Origin of the sequence: Sulfitobacter dubius (genome assembly GCF_027214245.1) — a bacterium.
In the GTDB taxonomy this organism is placed as follows: domain Bacteria; phylum Pseudomonadota; class Alphaproteobacteria; order Rhodobacterales; family Rhodobacteraceae; genus Sulfitobacter; species Sulfitobacter dubius_A.
Genome location: NZ_JAPWHM010000003.1, coordinates 294,609 through 310,716, shown reverse-complemented (window position 1 = coordinate 310,716; position 16,108 = coordinate 294,609). Strand labels below are relative to the sequence as shown.

Sequence of the window (16,108 nt, the reverse complement as noted above, 5' to 3'; positions counted from 1 at the left end):
CCTTGCCCTTACGGGCAGGGCGTAATGCCTTGAAATGGCCATAATTGAACAAAATCGTGCCGCAATCCTTGGCTATGGTCATCTTTCATCAAGAAGGAACCCGTGATGCACGTGTTACAAGGATCATACCGCGGCCTAAGCCTGCTTTTGGACCTTAACTGGGACCGTGCGTTCTTTGCCGCGGCCATTGCAGCGGCGCTCTCTGCCGGGGCCTTTGTCGCCTCTCTCTGAATGCTTGCGAGCACGTGATAGAGTGCCTTATCGGGTGCTGCTGCACGATCTTGGCTCATGATGTCATTCTGGCCCAACTTGCCGCATGATATGGTATATTTTCTCGGCCGTTGCTTTTGACAAACCCCGTTAACCTGCGTAGTCAGGTTGACAACAATGTCGTAAAAAAACGGGTCGGTGTAATGGGACTGAGGAACGAGGGCAGAATGCCCATCGAGTGGGCGCAGCGCAGCAATGTTGGCAAGACCCTTCGGGGCGCATCGCTTTGTGTCATGTTGTCCGTTGCATGGCTCGTGCCGGGCAGCCAAGCGCAGGCGCAGCAATACCAGTTCAACACGGTCGTCATCGAAGGCAACGAGCGGATCGGCGACAGCGCCATTCTGCGGCGGGCTGGCATCGGGCGCGGGCAGGCGGTGTCGGGCGGGCAGTTGAACGACGCCTACCAGAACCTGCAAAATTCGGGCCTTTTCGAATCCGTTTCTATCGAGCCGCAGGGCGGCACGTTGGTCATCACGGTGGTGGAACTGCCGACGCTGAACCGGGTCAGCTTTGAGGGCAACCGCCGCATCAAGGATGAGATGCTGGCCGAACTTATCGGTTCTACCGAGCGTCGGGTGTTCAACCCCAGCCAAGCCGAGCAAGACGCCGCCGCCATCGCCGAGGCCTATAGCAACGAAGGCCGTCTGTCGGCCCGCGTGCAGCCGCGCATCATCCGCCGCGATCAAAACCGCGTCGATCTGGTGTTCGAAATCTTCGAAGGCGACAACGTCGAGATCGAGCGTCTGAGCTTTGTCGGCAACCGCGTCTACTCCGACCGTCGCCTGCGCCGCGTGTTGGGTACCAAACAGGCGGGTCTGTTCCGCCGTTTGGTCAAACGTGACACCTATGTCGAAGGCCGGGTTGAAGCCGATAAGCAGATGCTGCGGGATTTCTACCTGTCGCGCGGCTATGTCGACATGCGCACCGAAGCGGTCAACGCCGAACTGACCGAAGAACGTGATGGCGTCTTCGTGGCCTATAACATCACCGAGGGGCAGCAGTTCCGTTTCGGCAACGTGTCAGTCGAGTCCGAAGTGCCGGGTCTGAACGCCGCCGTGTACCGTGACCTGCTCAAGATCCGCCCCGGCGTGATCTACTCGCCCACTCTGATCGAGAATGACATCGCCCGGATCGAGCGCCAAGCGATCCGCGATGGTGTCGATTTCCTGCGCGTCGAGCCGGTGATCGACCGCAACGACCGTGACCTGTCGCTCAACGTGACCTACAAGTTGTCCCGTGGCGAGCGTATCTTTGTTGAGCGGATCGACATCGAAGGCAACACCACCACGCTTGACCGGGTGATCCGCCGCGAGTTCGACAGCGTGGAGGGTGACCCGTTCAACCCGCGCGAAATTCGCCAAGCCGCAGAACGTATCCGCGCGCTGCAGTATTTTGAGACGGCAGAGGTCAACGCCCGCCAAGGCTCCAGCCCTGAGCAGGTTGTGATCGATGTGGATGTAGAAGAAAAGCCCACAGGCTCGCTGAACTTTGGCGGCTCTTTTTCGAACAACGACGGTTTCGGAGTGGCAGTCAGCTTCCAAGAGGAAAACTTCCTCGGGCGCGGCCAGCGGCTGAACCTGTCGATCTCCACCGCCGAAGATGCCACGCGCTATGGCGTGACCTTTGTCGAGCCGCGCTTTTTGGGGCGTGACGTGGCGCTTGGTCTCAAGCTTGATTATGCGGAAACCAATTCGTCTTACACCAGCTATGACACCGAACGTCTGGTATTCCAGCCCAGCCTGACCTTCCCGGTAAGCGAGAATGGCCGTCTGTCGACGCGCTATACCCTCGAAGGGATCGAGATGCTGGAGCGTGATGATGAGGATAACAGCGCCACCATCGCGAATGAAATCGCGGAAGGCGCGTTGTTCTCTTCCTCCCTCGGCTACACCTACACCTATGACACCCGCCGCACCGGGCTGGACCCGACACAGGGCATCCTGTTCGAGTTCGGGCAGGACTTTGCCGGGCTTGGTGGGGATAACGAGTTTATCAAGACGACTGCCAAGATCGCGGGCGAAAAGCGCATCTTTAACGAGGAAGTGACCCTGCGTGCCACGCTTGAGGGCGGTGCGCTGGCGTGGAACAGCGGCACCAACCGCGCGGTTGACCGCTTCATCCTCGGCCCGTCGATCATGCGCGGCTTTGAGCCGGGCGGCATCGGCCCACGCGATCAGAGCAACGGTGTTGACGACGCACTTGGCGGCAACCTCTTTGCCGTGGCCCGTTTCGAGGCGGAATTCCCGCTGGGTCTGCCCGAGGAATATGGCATCTCTGGTGGTGTTTTCTATGACGTGGGCAACCTGTGGGATCTGAGCGATGTTGACACCACGGGCGGCACCATCGTCGGTGAAGGCGGCTCTTTCCGTCACGTGATTGGCTTCTCGGTCTTCTGGGACACGCCGCTTGGCCCGCTTCAGTTCAACGTCTCCGACGCGCTGAAAAAAGAGAGCTTTGACAAAGAGCAAAGCTTTGAGGTCACGCTGCGGACCACGTTCTAAGCCCATGCGCCGCGCTCTCATCCCCTTGGTGGTGATGCTGGCCGGGGTCACCCCCGGCCTCGCGCAGCAGGCCCCTGTGGCAGAGCCGCAAACAAACACGCCAGCCCCCGCGCGGGGCGGTGTGATCAGCCCCGTGCTGACCATCGATTCTGAGCGCCTGTTCCGCGACAGTGCCTTTGGCCAGCGCGTCACCCGCGAGATCGAAGCCGAGAGTGAGCAGCTGGCCACCGAAAACCGCGAGATTGAGGCGGCCCTAGAGGCGGAAGAACGCGAACTCACCGAAAAACGGTCGCAGATGAAGCCCGCTCAGTTCCGGCTTCTGGCCGATGCCTTTGACGAGAAGGTCCAGCGCACAAGGGCAGAGCAGGCGGCGAAAAACCGGGCGCTGAGCGAGGCGTTGGATCTTGAGCGCGAGCGGTTCCTGTCTGCCGCGGCCCCGGTGCTTGAGCAGTTGATGCGCAATTCCGACGCGGCGGTCATTCTTGAGCGGCGGCGGGTCTTTGTCTCTTCCTCGGTGATTGAGGTCACGGATGAAGCGATTGCCCTGCTGGATGAGGCGATCGGAACCGGGCTGACCGACGCCGACTGATCCGCGCGCTCCGCGGGGATGCTTGCCCCCAGCCGCCTGAATTGGTAGCCATTCAGCAACCTTCTGAGACAAAGGACAGTCCATGACCGAAGAGCTGCTGCGCGCCGATATCCAGTTGATCCAGCGCATCTTGCCGCACCGCTACCCGTTTTTGCTGGTCGACAAGGTCGAAGAGATCAAGGGCACCGAGAGTGCTGTCGGCTACAAAAACGTCACCATGAACGAGCCGCATTTTCAGGGCCATTTCCCCGGCACGCCGATCATGCCGGGCGTCACCATTGTTGAGGCCATGGCCCAGACGGCAGGCGTGATGGTGGGCACCGCCCTTGGCATGCAGGACCGCGACATGCTGATCTATTTCATGTCCATCGACAAATGTAAGTTCCGCCGCAAGGTTGGCCCCGGCGATGTGCTGCGGATGGACCTGAAAACTCTGCGCGGCAAGCCGGGTGCGAAGATCTGGAAATTCGGCGGTGTGGCCACCGTTGATGGTGAAATGGCCGCCGAGGCCGAGTTCATGGCGATGTTGGACCTGCCACAGGACGCAGCATGAGCAATATTCACCCCAGTGCCGTGATCGAAGAGGGCGCGCAGATCGACCCTTCGGTCAAGATCGGCCCTTTCTGCGTGGTAGGGCCACAGGTTGTGCTGAAGGCGGATGTGGAGCTTAAATCCCATGTGATCGTCACCGGCCAGACCGAGGTCGGCGCAGGCACGGTGATCTTCCCCTTCGCCGTGATCGGTGAAATCCCACAGGACTTGAAGTTCAAGGGCGAAGCCAGCCGTCTGGTCATAGGCGAGCGCAACCGCATCCGCGAGCATGTCACCATGAACTGCGGCACCGAAGGCGGTGGCGGCGTGACGCGTGTGGGCGACGACGGGCTGTTCATGGCGGGCTGTCACATCGCGCATGACGCGATTGTGGGCGACCGGGTCATTGTGGTGAACTCCGCCGCTGTCGCGGGCCACTGTGTGCTTGAGGATGACGTCATCATCGGCGGGCTGTCGGGCATCCACCAATGGGTGCGCATCGGGCAGGGTGCGATCATCGGTGCTGTGACCATGGTGACGAACGACGTGATCCCCTACGGCCTTGTGCAAGCGCCGCGCGGGGATCTGGACGGGTTGAACCTTGTCGGGCTGAAGCGCGCCGGTGTGGCACGTAGCGACATCACGGCGCTGCGGGCAGCGTTCCAGATGTTGGCGCAGGGCGAGGGGACATTCTCGGACCGGGCGCGGCGTTTGGGGGATGAAACCCAAAGCGATTATGTCCGCCAGATCGTTGATTTCGTCATGGCCGACACGGGCCGCCATTTCCTGACGCCGAAATGAGCCTTGCGCTGATCGCCGGACGCGGCGGCTTGCCCGCACGGGTGGCGGCAGCGCAGGCCGAGCCGCCCTTGGTCTGCGCCTATGAGGGCTGTGCGCCGGATGGGTTGAAGGCGGATCTGACCTTTCGATTGGAGACGCTGGGCAGCCTTCTGGCGCATCTTTTGGGCGTGGGCATCCGCGAGGTTTGCCTTTGCGGCGCAATCGACCGACCAACGCTTGATCCGGCAAAGCTCGACATGCGCACAGCGCCCTTGGTGCCGCAGTTCAAACAGGCACTGGCAGCGGGCGACAATGGCGCACTTGAGGTGATTAAGACAATTTTCGAAGATCATGGTCTGCGGGTGGTCGGGGCCGACGAATTGGTGCCCGACCTGCTGGCCGACAGCGGTGTACTGTCGCGCGAACTGCCCGACGAACAAATGCGCCGGGATGCGGCGCGCGGCATGGCGGTGCTGGACGGTTTGGCAAGCTTGGACATCGGACAGGCCTGCGTGATCGGGCGTGACCAGGTTTATGGGGTCGAGGCCATCGGGGGTACGGATCACCTGCTTGCAACCCTGCCGGAGGCTATGCAGGGCGCGCGCGCAGTGCTCTGCAAAGGCCCGAAGGCTGGCCAAATCCGCGAGATCGACCTGCCCACCATCGGCCCTGATACGCTGCGCGCCGCCCATGCGGCGGGGCTGGCTGGCGTGGTGGTTAAGGCGGGCGGTGTGATGCTGCTGGAACGTGACGCCTGCGTGGCGCTGGCTGATGAGCTTGGTCTGGTGCTCTGGGTCCGAGAGGAAGACACGGTATGAGGGTGTTCATTCTGGCAGGCGAGCCTTCGGGCGATCGGTTGGGCGGCGCGCTAATGGCGGGGCTGAAAGAGCTTTGCCCCGAGGTGACATTCGACGGCATCGGCGGGCCGATGATGATGGCTCAGGGGTTGGAAAGCCGGTTCGACATGGACGAGTTGAGCGTCATGGGGCTGGCGGAGATCCTGCCCAAATACCGCGCGCTGATGGCCCGGATCAATGAGACGGCGCAGGCGGTGATTGAGACCAAGCCAGATGTGCTCATCACCATCGACAGTCCCGATTTTTCGCTGCGCGTGGCGCGTAAGGTGAAGGAGAAATCCGACATCAGAACAGTGCATTACGTGGCCCCGACCGTCTGGGCATGGCGCCCCGGCCGGGCTGAGAAGATGGCCCGATCTGTCGATCATGTGCTGGCGCTTTTCCCCTTCGAGCCGCCCTATATGGAAGCGGCGGGCATGGCCTGCGATTTCGTCGGGCACCCGGTGGTGGCCGAGCCGACTGCTGACGATGCTGCTGCAGCGGCCTTTCGCGCCGAGCATCGTCTTGCGGATGCACCGCTGTTGCTGGCGTTGCCCGGCTCGCGCCGGGGCGAGGTCACCCGGCTGGCACCAGTGTTCCAGCAGGTTGTCGCGCGGCTGGTCGAGGCGGAGCCGGCCTTGCGCGTCGTGGTGCCAGCGGCGGCCCCCGTGGCGGCCTTGGTCAAACAGGTGACGCGCAATTGGGCAGGCAACCCGCTGGTGCTGGACCCGCGTGATATGGCGTCCGAAGAGTTCACCGCCACCAAACGCGCCGCCTTCCGCGCGGCGGATGTGGCGCTGGCGGCCTCGGGCACCGTGTCACTGGAGCTGGCTGCGGTGAACACGCCAATGGTCATCGCCTATGACATGAACTGGATCAGCCGCCAGATCATCGGGCGGATGCTGCGGGTGGATACGGTGACACTGGTTAACCTCGTCTCCGAAACCCGCGTGGTGCCGGAATTCATCGGTGCCAATTGCCGCCCCGGACCCATTGCCGAAGGCGTTTTGCAGGTGTTGCGGGCACCGGGCGCGCAAAAGGACGCGATGGCGTTGACGATGCAGCGCTTGGGGCAGGGTGGTGAGGCGCCGGGCCTGCGGGCCGCGCGCGCGGTTTTGGCGCGGCTGTAGGGAGGCTTAGCCTCGGTGGATCCAGCCGCCGCCAAAGATGCGCGTGCTTTCAGGGTCATAGAACACACAAGCCTGACCCGGCGAAACACCTTCCTCGGCGGTCAGCAGTTCAACCTCAGCCTCAGTCTCGGAAATCGGGCGCAGGATTGCGTCGCGCGGCGGGCGGGTAGAGCGCACGCGCACGGCGATGTTCCACTCTGACCGGGAGGTCAGGGGCTCGTCACCCAGCCAGTTGATCTCACGCACCGGGATCTTGCGGGTGGCGAGCATGGATTTGGGGCCGACGACGACCTCTTTGCGCTCAGCATCCAGCTTCACCACATAAAGCGGATCCGCCAGACCGCCGATGCCCAAGCCCCGGCGCTGACCGATGGTGTAGTGGATCACACCCTCATGTTTCGCCAACACATTGCCATCGGTATCGACGATATTGCCCGGATCGGCGGCCTCGGGGCGTAGTTTGCGGATCACCGCGGCATAGTCGCCATTGGGGACGAAACAGATGTCCTGACTGTCGGGCTTATCCGCGACTTCCAGCCCGTATTTCGCGGCTAGCTTGCGGGTGTCATCCTTACTGGGCAGATGGCCCAGCGGGAAGCGCAGATAGGAAAGCTGCTCTTCGGTGGTGGAGAACAGGAAATAGCTCTGGTCGCGGTTGCCGTCCGCAGCGGCGTGTAGCTCCGGCCCGTTCTCGCCCATCTTGCGCTGGATATAGTGACCAGTGGCCATGCAGTCGGCCTCAAGATCCTTGGCGGTTTCCAGCAGGTCTTTGAACTTCACCCGTTCGTTGCAGCGGATGCAGGGCACAGGTGTCGCACCGCCAAGGTAGCTGTCGGCGAATTCATCGATCACGGCGTCCTTGAAGACGTTTTCATAGTCCAACACGTAATGCGGAAAGCCCATTTCCTCGGCCACGCGGCGGGCATCCTGAATATCAACCCCCGCGCAGCAGGCACCTTTCTTGGCCAGCGCCGCGCCGTGGTCGTAAAGCTGCAGGGTCACGCCCACGACGTCATAGCCTTCGTCCTTGAGCATGGCCGCCACGACGGAACTGTCCACACCGCCCGACATCGCCACGACGACGCGCGTATCGGCGGGCGCCTTGGCAAAGCCAAGCGAATTGAGCGGCGGTGTCTGATCAAGGGCCATGGGTCTCTCCGGAGTTTGTGCGCGAATATAGGAAAATCCTACCTAGTCACAAGGGCAGGCTTCACGCCGCGTTAAGGCAGATGGGGGTTATTGGCCGCCAGAACAATGGCGGATGATGCGATGTACCTGAAAAAAGTCGATGGGCCACGGTCTGTTACCCTCGCTGACGGGAGCGTGATGTCGCGCGCCGATTTGCCCGGTGCAGATACGCGAAGGTGGGTCGCCTCGCGCAAGGCGGCGGTGGTGCGGGGGGTGGTCTATGGGCTGATCACCCAATCCGAAGCGCTGGAGCGTTATGGCATTAGTGATGATGAATTTATGGAATGGTTACACGCGGTTACAGAGCATGGAGAGGCCGCGCTAAAGGCCACTTCCTTGAAAAAGTATCGACAACTTTAAGTTGTTAAGCTAGCCTATCCAGTATCGGTAACGGGTAGTTAACCTTTTTTTGCTCAAGATTAGCCAATCGTCCTAGATGAGCCGGAGAAACCGAATGCGTGTATTGTTAGTTGAAGATGACCCGACGACCTCTCGCAGTATTGAACTCATGCTGACCCATGCGAATCTTAACGTCTATGCCACCGACCTAGGCGAAGAGGGAATCGATCTGGCCAAGCTCTATGACTATGATTTGATCCTGCTCGACCTCGATCTGCCGGATATGAACGGCCATGATGTGCTACGCCAATTGCGGCTGGCGCGGATTGAAACGCCGATCCTCATCCTGTCGGGGTCCGACGATACGGAAAATAAACTCAGGGGCTTTGGATTTGGTGCCGACGATTATTTGACCAAACCGTTTCACCGCGAAGAATTGGTGGCTCGGATCCATGCCATCATCCGCCGTTCCAAAGGCCATTCCCAATCGGTGATTGAGACGGGGCAAGTCGCCGTGAACCTTGATGCCAAGACTGTCAGCGTGAACGACAGCCCCGTGCATTTGACCGGTAAAGAATATCAGATGCTGGAACTGCTGAGCCTGCGCAAAGGGACGACCCTGACCAAAGAGATGTTTCTCAACCACCTCTATGGCGGCATGGATGAGCCTGAACTGAAGATCATCGATGTCTTTATCTGCAAGCTGCGCAAAAAGCTCAGCCAAGCCACAGGCGGAGAGAGCTATATCGAAACTGTCTGGGGCCGGGGCTATGTGCTGCGCGATCCCGAACCGGCGCAGATGGATCTGGCCGCCAGCGCCTGAACTGCCAACAACCGAGCCTGAAATCGCTAGACCTGCCCCTGATCGCCACCTATCTAAGCCACAGGTGACAATATCGGGGGCAGATCGTGACATCCCAGATCGAGGTTAAAGCGCTGACCAAAGCGCAGGCAGAGACGGAGCTGGCCCGGCTGGCCGAGGTTCTGAGCGCGGCGAACACCGCCTATCATGCGGAAGATGCTCCAGAAATTTCGGACGCGGACTATGACGCGCTCAAACGGCGCAATGCCGCGATCGAAGCGCGCTTCCCCGACCTCAAGCGCGCTGACAGCCCGTCAGAGCAAGTTGGCGCGCCGGTCGCCGAAGGGTTCAGCAAAGTGCGGCATGCGGTGCCGATGCTCTCGCTCGCCAATGCCTTTGACGCGGAGGAAGTCACTGAGTTCGACACCCGGATTCGCAAATACCTTGGGCTGGGGGCGGATGCGCCCCTGGCCTATACGGCTGAGCCCAAGATCGACGGGCTGTCGCTGTCCCTGCGCTACGAAAAGGGAGTGCTGGTGCAGGCCGCCACGCGGGGCGATGGCGCGGTGGGCGAAAATGTTACCGCCAACGCCCGCACCATTGAAAACATCCCGCAAAAGTTAAAGAACGCGCCGGACCTGCTGGAGGTGCGCGGCGAAGTCTATATGAGCCATGCCGATTTCGCGGCCCTGAACGCGCGGCAGGCCGAAAGGGGCGGCAAAACCTTTGCCAACCCGCGCAATGCCGCCGCCGGTTCCCTGCGGCAGCTCGACGCAGAGATTACCCGCGCCCGGCCATTGCAGTTTTTCGCCTATGCTTGGGGTGCGCTCTCGGAACCCTTGGCTGAGACGCAAAAGGGCGCGATTGACCGATCGGCGGAACTGGGATTTTCGACCAACCCTCTGACCGCACTTTGTGACGGGCCAAGCGATATGATCGCCCATTACGAAAAGATCGAAGCGCAGCGCGCCACGCTGGGCTATGACATAGATGGCGTCGTCTACAAGGTCGACGATCTCGCGCTTCAGGAACGGCTTGGCTTTCGCTCCACCACCCCGCGATGGGCCGTGGCCCATAAATTCGCCGCCGAATTGGCCTGGACCCGGCTTGAGGGGATCGACATTCAAGTTGGACGCACCGGTGCCTTGTCACCCGTGGCGCGGTTGCAGCCGGTCACGGTGGGCGGGGTCGTCGTCTCCAACGCGACGCTGCACAACGAAGATTACATCAAAGGGCTCGACAGCAAGGGCGCCGAAATCCGCGGCGGCAAGGACGTGCGCGTCGGCGATTGGGTGCAGATTTACCGCGCGGGCGATGTGATCCCCAAAGTGGCCGACGTGGACCTGTCGCAACGTCCCTCTGATGCCGAGGCTTTTGTCTATCCCACCACCTGCCCCGAATGCGGGTCGGATGCGATCCGGGAGCCGGGCGATGCGGTGCGGCGCTGCACCGGCGGGTTGATCTGCCCGGCGCAGGCCGTCGAAAAGCTTATCCATTTCGTCAGCCGCAAGGCATTTGATATCGACGGTCTGGGGGCCAAGCAGGTCGAACAGTTTTACCATGACGGTTGGATCGCGGAGCCTGCGGATATTTTCACCTTGAAAGAGCGTTACGGCAGCGGCGTGCAGCAGTTGAAAAACCGCGAAGGCTGGGGGCCGAAATCGGCGGATAACCTGTTTCAAGCCATCGAAGATCGCCGTGAAATACCCATGGCGCGTCTGATCTTTGCCCTTGGCATCCGCCATGTGGGCGAGGCGGCGTCGAGCCTGATCGCGCTGCACTACGGCGATTGGGACAGTTTTGAGGCCGCCATGGCCGAGGCGCGCGGGCTCGACGGCCCCGCTTGGGATGATCTGATCGGCGTCGATGGTGTCGGCAGCGTCATGGCGGGTTCGCTGGTTTCGGCCTTTGCGCAAGAGGCAGAGCGCGCCTCAATCGACCGGCTGGTGGCGCATCTGACCGTGATCCCGGCGGAACGGCCCGACACCGAAGGCAGCCCCGTCGCAGGCAAGACCGTCGTCTTTACCGGCACTTTGGAGAAGATGAGCCGGGCCGAGGCCAAGGCCCGGGCGGAGCGTTTGGGGGCCAAGGTCTCAGGCTCGGTCAGCGGCAAGACCGATATTCTGGTCGCCGGGCCGGGGGCGGGGTCCAAGGCCAAGAAGGCCGCCGATCTGGGGGTCGAGACGATGGATGAAGATGGCTGGCTCGCCTTGATCGAAGGCAAATGAGCGGCAGACCGGAACAGCTTTTCCCGCTTTTTGCGGGGCTCGAAACGCTCGAAGGGGTGGGGCCAAAGACAGCGCAATTGCTGGGCCAATTGGGCATCCAAGCGCCGCGCGATCTGATCTTTACCCTTCCGCACTCCGGTATCGACCGCCGTCTGCGCGACAGTGTGAAAGACGCGCATTTGCCTGCGACACTCACCGTGGCCGTCACCATCGGCGCGCACCGTCCGGCACGCAGCAAAGGCGGCGCTTACCGCATCACGGTCGAGGATGCGCAGACCAGTTTCCAACTGGTCTATTTCCACGCGCGCGGCGACTATTGGCAGCGGCAATTGCCCGAAGGCAGCCGCCGCATTGTTTCGGGCCGGGTGGAGTTTTTTGACGGGATGGCGCAGATGGTCCATCCGGATTTCGCCGTGCCGGAAGATCAAGCGGGCGATATTCCTGACTTTGAGCCGGTCTATCCGCTCACCTCTGGGCTGACGCAAAAGTTAATGTACAAGGCCACCCGGGGTGCGTTGAAACGGCTGCCGGTGGTGGCGGAATGGGCCGATCCCGGGCAGGTGGCGCAGGCCGCTTGGCCCGATTTCGCCGCCGCCGCAGAGGCCGCGCATGACCCGCAAAACGCCCAAGACCTCACCGCCACGGCCCCGGCGCGGGAGCGGTTGGCCTATGATGAGCTTTTTGCCCATCAGGTGACCCTCGCCTTGGCGCGGCAGAATGAGCGGCGCAAGATGGGGCGGGCGAACCGGGGCGACGGGCGATTGCAAGAGCGGGTACTGTCTTCCTTGCCCTATCGGCCCACCGGCGCACAGCAGCGCGCCGTCGAAGAGATCACCGCCGACATGGGTCGCGAGACCCGCATGAACAGGCTGTTGCAGGGCGATGTGGGGGCGGGCAAGACGCTGGTCGCCTTCATGGCGCTTTTGCGCGCCGTTGAGGCGGGCGGGCAAGCGGTGCTGATGGCGCCGACGGAAATCCTTGCGCGTCAGCACCTTATGGGGCTGCAACCGTTGGCGGAACAGGCGGGCGTGGTGCTGGAACTCCTCACCGGGCGCGACAAAGGGGCAGAGCGGCGGGCCAAGCTCGCGGCACTGGAACGCGGCGATATTCAGATCCTCGTCGGCACCCATGCGGTGTTTCAGGCGGATGTGAGCTTTGCCGATCTGCGCCTTGCGGTGGTCGACGAACAGCACCGTTTTGGCGTGCGGCAGCGGCTGGAATTGGGCCGCAAGGGGCGGCTGGCCGATGTGCTGGTGATGACCGCCACACCGATCCCGCGCAGTTTGGCACTGGCGCAATACGGTGATATGGATGTTTCCATCCTCGACGAAAAGCCCCCCGGGCGGCAGCCCATTCGTACGGCGCTGGTCTCGACCTCAAGGATGGATGAGGTCATCGACCGGATGCGTCACGCCATCAGCGAAGGGCGGCAATGCTACTGGGTTTGCCCGCTGGTGGAAGAGAGCGAAGTCAGCGACCTGACGGCAGCGGAAGACCGGTTCAAACGGCTCCGCGCGGCGTTGGGCGAAGGGGTCGTTGGCTTGGTCCATGGGCAGATGCCGCCCGTCGAAAAAGACGCGGCGATGCGTGCCTTTCAAGCGGGAGAGACCAAGGTGCTGGTGGCCACCACGGTGATCGAAGTCGGCGTGGACGTGCCCAATGCGACGATCATGGTGGTGGAACGGGCCGAGATTTTCGGCCTTGCGCAGTTGCACCAGCTGCGCGGCCGCGTTGGACGGGGCACCGGGGCGTCGACCTGTCTTTTGATGTATCAAGCCCCCCTCAGCGATACGGGCCGGCAACGGCTTGAGGTGCTGCGCGAATCCGAAGACGGTTTCGTCATTGCCGAAACCGATCTGGAAATGCGCGGCACGGGCGATCTTATCGGCACCGCGCAGTCGGGCGTGCCGCGCTTTCGCGTGGCCGATCTGGAGCGTCAAGCGGGCCTGATGGCGGTGGCGCAATCGGATGCCCGAAAGCTTTTGATGGATGATCCCACCCTCGAAGGGCCGCGCGGCAGGGCGGTAAGGCTGCTGCTATGGCTTATGCGGCAGGACGAGGCGATCCGTTTGATAACAGTGGGTTAGCGCCTGTACTCTCTTTATGTTCGCGAATGTTCGCAAAAAGTTCTTTACATGGAAGGGTAAAAATGAGAACAAAGGAGCAACAAAGATAAGGAGGTACTGATGATGACTTACACTGCCCTGAAATCTATCGCCCTCAGATCGCAGGCCACATTGCTGCAAGATGCAGCAGGGGCCGCCGCTTTGATCGTGATGCTGGTCGTTGGGTTACATCTGCCCGCCTTTATCTGAGTTCTGCCAAAGGCTCTCATGCCGCTTTGTCTGCTGCATCCGTCCCAATTTGATGCACCGACTTGCCTGTCCGCGTCGGCCTCTGGCAAAGCGGGTCCCAACATGAGGAACGCCGACTAACGCCGCCATCCTTCGTAGGATGTGCGGCGTTTTTTTAATATTGGGGGAGGTGGGCTGCGGCAGGCTGCGCTTAGCGCTCGCCAGCTTCCGCCGCGGCTTCGGCCTGTTGCATCGCCTCTGTCAGTGCCTCGATGCTCAGCATGATGGAGGCATGGCGGTTTTTATAGGCCGTGGCAGGGGTAAGCACTTCGAAACCGTCAAAGGGGGCGTCCGGCACTGGCCCTTCGCCCTTGAGCATGGCGCGCAGTTGATCGCGGGCAGTTGTGATCTGCGTGAGCGAGGCACCGGGTGCTGCACCGCCCACAACGGCCGCAGCCGCTTGCCCCAGGGCGCAGGCTTTCACGTCCTGTTTCATCTCGGCCAGACGGCCTTCCTCAACGCGCACATCGACCCTTACGGTCGAACCGCACAGCGGCGAGCGGCGCTTCACGCTGGCCTGCGGGGCCTCCATCCGGCCCAGATGCGGGATCTCTGCGGTAAGCGCCAAGATACGCGCGGAGTAGAGCTTGATGAGGTCCGTCTCATCCGACATGGGCTGTTCCTTTTCGTACTGAAACCCTACATAAGCGCCGCAGAGACAGATGCAAATATTTCCACGAGGTGCCCGATGACTTTCGATCCTGCAAGCCTTCAGTTCAACGAGGCGGGCCTGATCCCCGCCATCGCGCAGGACGCGGAGACACATGAGGTGCTGATGCTGGCCTGGATGAGCGCAGAGAGCATCGCGCGCAGCCTTGAGACCGGCAAGGTGACCTATTGGAGCCGCTCGCGGCAGGCGTTCTGGGTAAAGGGCGAAACCAGTGGCCATGTGCAGAAACTGGTTGAGATGCGGATAGATTGCGACCGCGATTGCCTGTTGGTGCTCGTGGACCAGACCGGGCCCGCCTGCCACACAGGGCGGCGCAGTTGCTTTTACACCGGGATTCAGGATGGTGAAGAAGTCGAACTGATGAAGCCGGTGGATTAAGTCCGCTCGCTAAAGCCCTACCATAGAACGAATATCCTCGGGCGTCCTTCCATTCTCACGGTAGAGTGCGATGGCGCGGGCGTCATCGCGTTTGGCGAGCCGTTTGCCGCCCTCATTCCGGATCAGACGGTGATGGTGATAATGCGGCGTTGGCAGGTCGAGCAAAGCCTGCAGCACAACATGGATATAGGTCGCCTCAAAAAGGTCGGCCCCGCGCGGGACCAGAGTGACCCCCTGCGCGGCATCGTCGAGCACGACGGAAAGGTGGTAGGACGTGCCCATGTCGCGCCGGGCCAAGACCACATCACCGACCGTGGCGATAAGCTGATCCGGGGAGACGGTAATCGCTCCGGTTTCGGCATTCGGGCCATGGCCGTTTTCAGTGAAGCTTAGCGCGCGATTAGCCAAAGAAGCCAAAGTTTTACGCATATCAAGCCGCAGCGCGCCGGAGGCTTTTGGGTGGCCCGCGTCACGGCACGTGCCGGGATAGATCAGGCCGTCGGGGCCATAGACGGGCTCTGCGCCCTCCTGCGGGGCACTGGTGGCGGCGGCGATGTCGCGACGGTTGCAAGTGCAAGCATAGACGAGGCCGCGCGCCCAGAGGTCATCAAGGGCGCCGCGATAGGCCGCCATCCTGTCGGATTGGCGCATCACAGGCTGCGGCCAGTCAATACCAAGCCATGCGAGGTCTTCGTAGATCTGCGCCTCCCACTTGGGTCGCGCGCGGGATTGGTCGATATCTTCGATCCGCAGCAGAAACTTTCCCCCCGCTGCTTTGGCCAGATTATGGGCCAAGAGGGCCGAATAGGCGTGGCCGAGGTGCAGCGGACCGGTCGGGGATGGGGCAAATCTGGTGGTAAGTGTCAATTCTTTTCAATCAGATAGACTGTAGACTTCAAGTCGATGCCGGGCAGGTGCGGGCCTTCCTCTGCAAAGAGCAGGATCGCCGCGCCGCAGTCGGTCCACTCATGAATCATGCCCAAGGCGCCGCGATCTTCGAACACTTTTTCGTTAAGGGAAAACAAAAGCTTACCGCCCTTTTGTAATCCATGCATCAACGTGTCGAACAATGTGATCGGCGCGGCTCCGGGGCCGATCACGCCGATGGCGCTGATCGCCTCATAGCTGCCGGGCGCGAAGGGGAGAGGAGCATCAACTTCGAGCTCTAACAGATTGCGGTATATATCTTTTTTTCGAGCCTCTGCCAGCATGGCGGCAGAGACATCGCCGCCGTCGATGGTGGTGAAACCCGCTTGTTTCAAGGCCGCGCCAGACAGCCCTGTGCCGCAGCCGATATCGAAGATCGGGGCGTCTTTGTCATCTAGAAATTCAGCGAGCGTGGCAGCGGCGCGGTCGGGCGCGGCATAGCCCTGCGCTTTGATATCCTCGTCGTAGCTGCCAGCCCATTCGTCATAAAGGCTGCGGATCACCTGCGTGTCCCGCGCCGCGTAGGCTTTGTCGAAATAATGTTTTGTCATTCCCCTAGGATATGGGGGATGGGCAGGAGGATCC

At 61.6% G+C, this 16,108-nt stretch carries 17 protein-coding genes; 13 read left to right on the top strand and 4 right to left on the bottom strand.

Annotated elements, in window-relative coordinates:
- Positions 1 to 105: 105 nt before the first annotated feature.
- The 7 genes from O4H31_RS08580 to lpxB all read left to right on the top strand — a co-directional run bounded on the left by O4H31_RS08580 (position 106) and on the right by lpxB (position 6,637).
- Positions 106 to 231: a hypothetical protein gene (locus tag O4H31_RS08580; protein ID WP_260009468.1), complete on the top strand. Its 126-nt coding sequence runs from the start codon at positions 106 to 108 to the stop codon at positions 229 to 231.
- Between the two features lie 206 nt (positions 232 to 437).
- Complete coding sequence (gene bamA, locus O4H31_RS08575; protein ID WP_269344819.1) at positions 438 to 2,771, top strand: outer membrane protein assembly factor BamA; 2,334 nt, start codon at positions 438 to 440, stop codon at positions 2,769 to 2,771.
- A gap of 4 nt (positions 2,772 to 2,775) precedes the next feature.
- Complete coding sequence (locus O4H31_RS08570) at positions 2,776 to 3,360, top strand: OmpH family outer membrane protein (protein ID WP_269344818.1); 585 nt, start codon at positions 2,776 to 2,778, stop codon at positions 3,358 to 3,360.
- 82 nt (positions 3,361 to 3,442) lie between these two features.
- The gene (gene fabZ / locus O4H31_RS08565; RefSeq protein WP_067939985.1) at positions 3,443 to 3,913 is read left to right on the top strand and encodes a 3-hydroxyacyl-ACP dehydratase FabZ; all 471 of its coding nucleotides are present in this window, start codon (positions 3,443 to 3,445) and stop codon (positions 3,911 to 3,913) included.
- Entirely contained in the window at positions 3,910 to 4,692 is a 783-nt protein-coding gene (lpxA, locus tag O4H31_RS08560; protein ID WP_243262962.1) for an acyl-ACP--UDP-N-acetylglucosamine O-acyltransferase, read from the top strand. Before fabZ ends, lpxA begins: the two co-directional genes overlap by 4 nt.
- Positions 4,689 to 5,489, top strand: a complete 801-nt coding sequence (locus tag O4H31_RS08555; RefSeq protein WP_269344813.1) for an LpxI family protein — start codon at positions 4,689 to 4,691, stop codon at positions 5,487 to 5,489. The genes lpxA and O4H31_RS08555 overlap by 4 nt, the downstream gene beginning before the upstream one ends.
- Positions 5,486 to 6,637 (top strand): lipid-A-disaccharide synthase, encoded by a 1,152-nt coding sequence (lpxB, locus tag O4H31_RS08550; RefSeq protein WP_269344811.1) that lies wholly within the window; start codon positions 5,486 to 5,488, stop codon positions 6,635 to 6,637. The genes O4H31_RS08555 and lpxB overlap by 4 nt, the downstream gene beginning before the upstream one ends.
- Before the next feature lie 6 nt (positions 6,638 to 6,643).
- On the opposite strand, the gene mnmA is transcribed toward lpxB, so the two are convergent.
- Entirely contained in the window at positions 6,644 to 7,786 is a 1,143-nt protein-coding gene (mnmA, locus tag O4H31_RS08545) for a tRNA 2-thiouridine(34) synthase MnmA (RefSeq protein WP_269344809.1), read from the bottom strand.
- A gap of 120 nt (positions 7,787 to 7,906) precedes the next feature.
- Between mnmA and O4H31_RS08540 the strand changes: the two genes are divergently transcribed.
- From O4H31_RS08540 to O4H31_RS08520, 5 genes are all read left to right on the top strand, one after another.
- Positions 7,907 to 8,185, top strand: a complete 279-nt coding sequence (locus O4H31_RS08540) for a DUF1153 domain-containing protein (protein WP_269344807.1) — start codon at positions 7,907 to 7,909, stop codon at positions 8,183 to 8,185.
- 94 nt (positions 8,186 to 8,279) lie between these two features.
- Positions 8,280 to 8,987: a response regulator transcription factor CtrA gene (gene ctrA / locus O4H31_RS08535; protein ID WP_067626480.1), complete on the top strand. Its 708-nt coding sequence runs from the start codon at positions 8,280 to 8,282 to the stop codon at positions 8,985 to 8,987.
- Positions 8,988 to 9,073: 86 nt separating this feature from the next.
- A complete protein-coding gene (ligA, locus tag O4H31_RS08530) occupies positions 9,074 to 11,194 on the top strand; it encodes an NAD-dependent DNA ligase LigA (protein WP_269344802.1) in 2,121 nt (706 codons plus the stop codon).
- Positions 11,191 to 13,281 carry an ATP-dependent DNA helicase RecG gene (recG, locus tag O4H31_RS08525; protein ID WP_269344800.1) on the top strand — a complete coding sequence of 697 codons (2,091 nt, stop codon included), beginning with the start codon at positions 11,191 to 11,193 and terminating at the stop codon, positions 13,279 to 13,281. Before ligA ends, recG begins: the two co-directional genes overlap by 4 nt.
- Positions 13,282 to 13,380: 99 nt before the next feature.
- The gene (locus O4H31_RS08520; RefSeq protein ID WP_259944545.1) at positions 13,381 to 13,509 is read left to right on the top strand and encodes a hypothetical protein; all 129 of its coding nucleotides are present in this window, start codon (positions 13,381 to 13,383) and stop codon (positions 13,507 to 13,509) included.
- A gap of 190 nt (positions 13,510 to 13,699) precedes the next feature.
- Here the strand turns inward: O4H31_RS08520 and O4H31_RS08515 are convergent, their stop codons facing one another.
- Positions 13,700 to 14,161 (bottom strand): iron-sulfur cluster assembly scaffold protein, encoded by a 462-nt coding sequence (locus O4H31_RS08515; RefSeq protein ID WP_269344797.1) that lies wholly within the window; start codon positions 14,159 to 14,161, stop codon positions 13,700 to 13,702.
- Between the two features lie 75 nt (positions 14,162 to 14,236).
- Between O4H31_RS08515 and hisI the strand changes: the two genes are divergently transcribed.
- Positions 14,237 to 14,596 carry a phosphoribosyl-AMP cyclohydrolase gene (gene hisI, locus O4H31_RS08510; RefSeq protein ID WP_259944544.1) on the top strand — a complete coding sequence of 120 codons (360 nt, stop codon included), beginning with the start codon at positions 14,237 to 14,239 and terminating at the stop codon, positions 14,594 to 14,596.
- Between the two features lie 9 nt (positions 14,597 to 14,605).
- Here hisI and gluQRS read toward each other — a convergent pair whose 3' ends face one another.
- Positions 14,606 to 15,463 (bottom strand): tRNA glutamyl-Q(34) synthetase GluQRS, encoded by an 858-nt coding sequence (gene gluQRS / locus O4H31_RS08505; RefSeq protein ID WP_269344794.1) that lies wholly within the window; start codon positions 15,461 to 15,463, stop codon positions 14,606 to 14,608.
- Positions 15,460 to 16,074: a class I SAM-dependent DNA methyltransferase gene (locus O4H31_RS08500; protein ID WP_269344792.1), complete on the bottom strand. Its 615-nt coding sequence runs from the start codon at positions 16,072 to 16,074 to the stop codon at positions 15,460 to 15,462. The genes gluQRS and O4H31_RS08500 overlap by 4 nt, the downstream gene beginning before the upstream one ends.
- Positions 16,075 to 16,108 lie beyond the last annotated feature (34 nt).